Here is a 4,883-nt window from a genome sequence, read left to right as displayed (position 1 = left end):
GGGGGGGGGGGGGGGGGCGGGGCGTGCCCGGGCGCCCGGGCCCCCCCGCCCCGCGCCCGGGGCGTCGGGGGGGGGGGGCCCCCCCGGCCCCCCCCGCCGAGTCGTCCGAGGTGCGCCGGCGTCAACCGGCGCGGGCGTCAACCGCGGGCGTCAGCGGCCCCAGCGGCGGCGACGCACCCGCGACCAGCCCTCGCGCAGCCCGGTCAGCGCCTTCTGCCCGGCCGGAGTGCCGCCCAGCAGCAGCGTCGCCGGTCCGCCGACCAGCAGCACCAGGCCGCCGATCAGCGCGATCGGGAGCAGCAGGCGGGCCATGCCGGAGCGGTCCGCCGCCGGCGTGCCGGCCGCGACGGGCGCCACGGTGATCGGCTTGCCGGACGCGGAGGGGGCGGCGGCGGCCTTCGCCCCGCCGGCCGTTGCGGCGGCCGGGACGGCGGCGGATCCGCCGGTGCCGGCCGTGCCGCCGGTCGTCCCGGTGGAACCGGTGGAGCCGATGGAGCCGGTGCCGCCGGTGCCGCTGGTCCCGCCGGTCGTGCCGAAGGTGTTGCCGTCGGCCGAGGTGTCCCCGGTCCCGCCGGCCGCCGTGCCGCCGTCGCTCACGGGCGCGGGCGCGGTGCCGGGAGCGGCGCCGTCCGTGGAGCCCGATCCGCCCGCCGGGGTACCGCCGGTGCCACCGGTCGTCCCCGGGTCGGGGGTGACGGGGGGCGGGTTCGGCGGCGCGGCCTGGTTGCCGGGCAGCTTGCCGTCCTGCGTCTCCACGTGCGAGGCGGCGTCCGCCGCCTGCGCGCGCTGGGCGTTGGTCAGGGCGAGGAAGCCCTGCGCCAGCCGGCCCGGCTCGGTGCCGTACACCTGGCCGCTGGTCGTCACCGTCTTCAGGAACTTGGTGATCGCCGCCGCCTTGGCGTCGGGCACACCCTTGGTCGGCACCATCGCGTACTGCACGCTGGTCAGCGGGTAGGCGAACTGGTCGTGGGCGTACGCCGTGTCGGCGACGCCGTACGGCAGTTGCTGGACACCCGTCGACGCGTCCACCGTCATGTCCGCCACCGCGGACTGGAAGCTGGACGTGCTGGGCGCAGCGAACCCGCCCGCCGGGTTGAGGAGTTGGGCCTCGGGGAGCGCGTAGGCCTTCGCCTGGCCGGCGTCCATGATCGAGAACAGCGTCCGGCTGCCCGGGTCCATCGGCGCGCACTGGTTGTGGCCGCCGTCGGGCTGGATGGTCGGATCGATGCAGGTCGGCTTGTTCTGCAGCAGCTTCCGCGCCACGTCACCGAGCCCCGTGGTGACCGGATTCCACTCGTACTCACGCCAGTTGCTGCGCGGCTGCGTCGTCGCCCCGACCAGCCCGGAGGAGTCCTGCCGGGCGAAGGAGTCGGTCGGGTAGCCGGAGAAGGCCGGCCGCAGGTAGTACGTGTCCACCCGCATGCCCCACGGGTCCGGCTCGCCGTCCAGGAAGCGCGCGGCGTCCGGGTCGGAGGCGATCCACGAGGTCAGCTGGTACACCAGGTCCGTCGTGCCGCCGACCACGATGGGGCTGGACTGCGAGACCGCGCAGGACGTCGGCCACTTCAGCCCGCTCTCTGGCGGCAGCGGGTTCAGCTTCAGGAACTCCTGGTCCCGGAAGATGCAGGTCGGGTTGCCCTTCACGGAGGCGATCACGCCTCCGGCGGGCGAGTACGACTGGGTGAGGAGCTTGGCCAGCAGCCGGGCGTTGAGCTTCATGTCCCTGATCTGCCGACCGGTCGACGGGTCGTCGACCACGAAGGCCACCGACACGCCAGAGGCCGACAACGGCGCGTAGACGTAGGGGCGTTGCGGCGTCGACGTGTCCGGTCGGACCGTCAGGGCGACGTCCGTCGCTCCGCCGAGGAAGTCGGCCCGGGCCTGCGGCTCACCGCCGGCGGGAAGGTACTGGAAGGACAGCGGGTTGTCGCCCAGGCACAGGCCGGAACGCCACAGCTGCACGGCCCGGTTGGCCGCCTCCAGGCCCGCGGCACGGAACGCCGACGTCTGCGCCTCGCAGGCGGCCGGCGAGGGCGCGAAGGCCAGCGGCACCACGGCCCGGTTCTCCCAGGCGCACTGCTCGCCGCTCGACATGCCGTTGGCCGCGTCCTTGCCGAACACCTCGTCCGACGCGAGCTTGTATCCGGTGGTGAGATCGAGGGTGTGGTTCGTGCAGTCCACGGTCTGCTGCGGATTCGTCTGGCCGAGGCTGTCACCACCGTAGTTGGCCTCCACCACCAGGGAACACGGGTGGGTGGCATCGCAGGCCAGGGTCGGGCTCTGCAGCCCCGTGTACAACTCGATGGTCGCGGCTCCCGAACCGTCCATACTGGTGGGGGAGATCACCATGTTGCTCGGGAAGTCCGGCGCAGGCACGTCGGTCTTCCGCTGCTGGAACCCGGCAGCCGGATCCAGCCCGTACATGGTGCTGCCGTAACAGTCGGTGACCTTTGGATCGGTGCCGCGGCACTCGTAGATCCGGACGGCGAAGAAGGAGTAGGCGTCGCCGGGCTTCACGATCGTCCTCGGCTGGCCGTTGCCGTCCGTGGTCGGGGTGAAGCCGCTCCAGGAGAGCTGGACCACCTGGTTGGTGAGGTCCTTCGACTGCGAGAGCGTGATGCTCCCCTGCTTGCCGTACGTCCCGGTGCTCGGATTCCAGAGCTTCGGCCCCTTCACCGTCACCGCGGACGACGCCGCCACCGCCTGTGGCACCGCCCCCAGGCCGATCGGCACCACCCCGAGGGCCACCACCACCGACCACACCATCGCGATCGCCGGCCATCGGCGACGCCACCACCCCGGATCCCTCCGGTCGGGTAGTCGGACTCTCATGGCGGGCACCTCCGTGCGAATCCGCGCCGCCCAGCACGCGGCGCAAGGGGGATCAGGCATGCGGACGACCGGACGGTTCCGGTACCTGACCATTGCGCCAGCCGGATATGGCCGGATCCGGTCGACAGGGTGTACGAGACCCCAACGCGGCACCCATGGAACGGAGTTGCGTCGTCCGAATGCGTACGGGCCCGCACCGGGGTGCGGGCCCGCAGATCACCCCGCGGTCATCGCGGGCCGGGGGTCAGCTGCCCGGGGTGAAGGACAGGGCGAGCGAGCCGACCGACTGGCCGCCGGTGAAGTACGTGGTGCCGAGGGCCTTGTCCAGATACTGCGCGCCCTCCGCGTCCACCTGGAGGCTGGAAGCGGTGAGGCTCTGCGTGGTGCCGGTGCGGCCGACCTGGGTGTCGCCCAGCGGGTCCAGCAGCGCCACCGGGTTGGTGCCGCCGTCCGGGACGGCCGTGATCTTCCAGCTGCGGACGCCGAAGTCGAGCTGCTTGAAGACGACGCTCTTGCCGTTCGTGGCGTTGAAGAAGAGCAGGCTGCCGCCGAACTGCACGTCCCCGGAGAAGGACGGAATGTTGGCCGCTCCGCCGGTCACCGGGAAGGTCGCGGTGATGGCGTTGTTGGCGGCGGCCGCGGTGGCCGGCGTCAGCGGGACGACGACGATGCCCTTGAGCACCGACTTGGCCAGGAACGCGCCGTCGACGGTGATCACGGCGCTGCCGGTGGGCGCGGTGGCGGTGGTGTCGGCCACGGCCACACCGCTGACACCGGTGACCGCCAGGACGACGGCGGCACCGGTGGTGGCGAGGCGGATGCCGGTTCTTGCCATGCTGAACTCCTTGGGAGAGGTGGGATGGTGCGGGTGGAGCAGTGGTCAGCTGTGCGTGATGCTCCCGCAGGCGTGGGGCGGCAGCGGAAGGAAGCCGAACCCGGTGATGTCCGCGAGGGCGGTCGGATTGGTGCAGATCCAACCGTCGGCGCCGAAGACGGAGCGCAGTGCGGCACCGTGGGCGTCGGCGGCGTTCCAGTCGGAGCGGCGGAGCACGTGGTAGAGGGAGAGGACGTAGCTACCGCCGACGAAGTTCTTGTTGATGGCCTTCTTCGCGGTGTCGACCGGCGCGTCGCCGTTGACGTTGCGGATGGTCAGCGGGCCCTGCACATCCGAACCGCTGCCCCGGCCGTAGTACATCTGCCCGACGTAGTGCCCCACGGAGTAGGGGACCAGCGCGTCGGGGTCGTTCAACTGGGCGTCGCTGCCCTCGTTCTCCTGCACACCCTCGGTCACACAGAGGCCGAAGGCCGAGACGCCGATCTTCCACAGGAAGTTCGTGCGGAGGGCTGAGCCGGGCTGCGGCAGGAACGGCTTGATGGTGGTGCTGGGCAGGCTGGGGTCGATCTGGTCCCAGGTGGTGACGTTGCAGGTGTAGATGTCCTTGAGGTTCTGCGTGGTCAGGTTGGCCGGCGCGTTACCACCGGATTTGGCCGCCCAGGACACCGCGTCCGATGCGAACGCCACGAATTCGAAGGTGTTCGGGTCGGTCAGTGCCGGACCACGTGAGGAGCGGGCGAAGTCCACCGCGGTACTGGTGTTGTTCTTCAAGGCCTGGATGCCGGCGTCGGCCCCGTTCGGGCGGGCGATCGAGGTGGCGCCGGTCTTGGTGGTGATCGGCGAGGTGCCGGTCGCGTCCCAGCTGTACAGGCGCGGCGTGGTGGTGTCGGTGCTCGGGATGGTGGCGTTGTAGTCCGCGGAGAGCTGGTTCATCACCAGCTGCGTGACGCCGTCCCCCACCCCCACGATGTCCCGTGCGGCCGGCAGCGACGTCGGATCGGCGGCCCCCGTGCCGCCGGTCGCGGTGACGACCGCAGTCGCCAGAGCGGCGGCGGCGAGCAGCTTCTTCGTCGTTCCACGCATGGTCCCGGGCCCCTTCGACGGCTCCTCCGATGGCCGGGGGGGGGGGGGGGCCGGGGGGGGGGGGGGGGGGGGCCGCGGGGGGGGGGGGGGCGGCGGGGGGGGGGGGGGGGGCGGCCCGGGCCGCGCGGCGCGC

Annotated in this window: 3 protein-coding genes; all 3 read right to left on the bottom strand. The window is 72.4% G+C overall.

Annotation, left to right across the window (positions count from 1 at the left end):
- Positions 1–150: 150 nt before the first annotated feature.
- Positions 151–2,832 (bottom strand): hypothetical protein, encoded by a 2,682-nt coding sequence (locus ACFV61_RS05715; RefSeq protein WP_380490296.1) that lies wholly within the window; start codon positions 2,830–2,832, stop codon positions 151–153.
- Between the two features lie 244 nt (positions 2,833–3,076).
- The gene (locus ACFV61_RS05710) at positions 3,077–3,667 is read right to left on the bottom strand and encodes a hypothetical protein (RefSeq protein WP_380430704.1); all 591 of its coding nucleotides are present in this window, start codon (positions 3,665–3,667) and stop codon (positions 3,077–3,079) included.
- Between the two features lie 45 nt (positions 3,668–3,712).
- On the bottom strand, positions 3,713–4,750 hold the full coding sequence (locus ACFV61_RS05705; protein ID WP_380335310.1) for a substrate-binding domain-containing protein: 1,038 nt from the start codon (positions 4,748–4,750) through the stop codon (positions 3,713–3,715).
- Positions 4,751–4,883: the final 133 nt, after the last annotated feature.

This window comes from Kitasatospora sp. NPDC059817 (assembly GCF_042731835.1).
Taxonomy (GTDB): domain Bacteria; phylum Actinomycetota; class Actinomycetes; order Streptomycetales; family Streptomycetaceae; genus Kitasatospora.
Note: the sequence above shows the minus strand (reverse complement) of the source record. Positions and strands in the feature narration are given on the sequence as shown.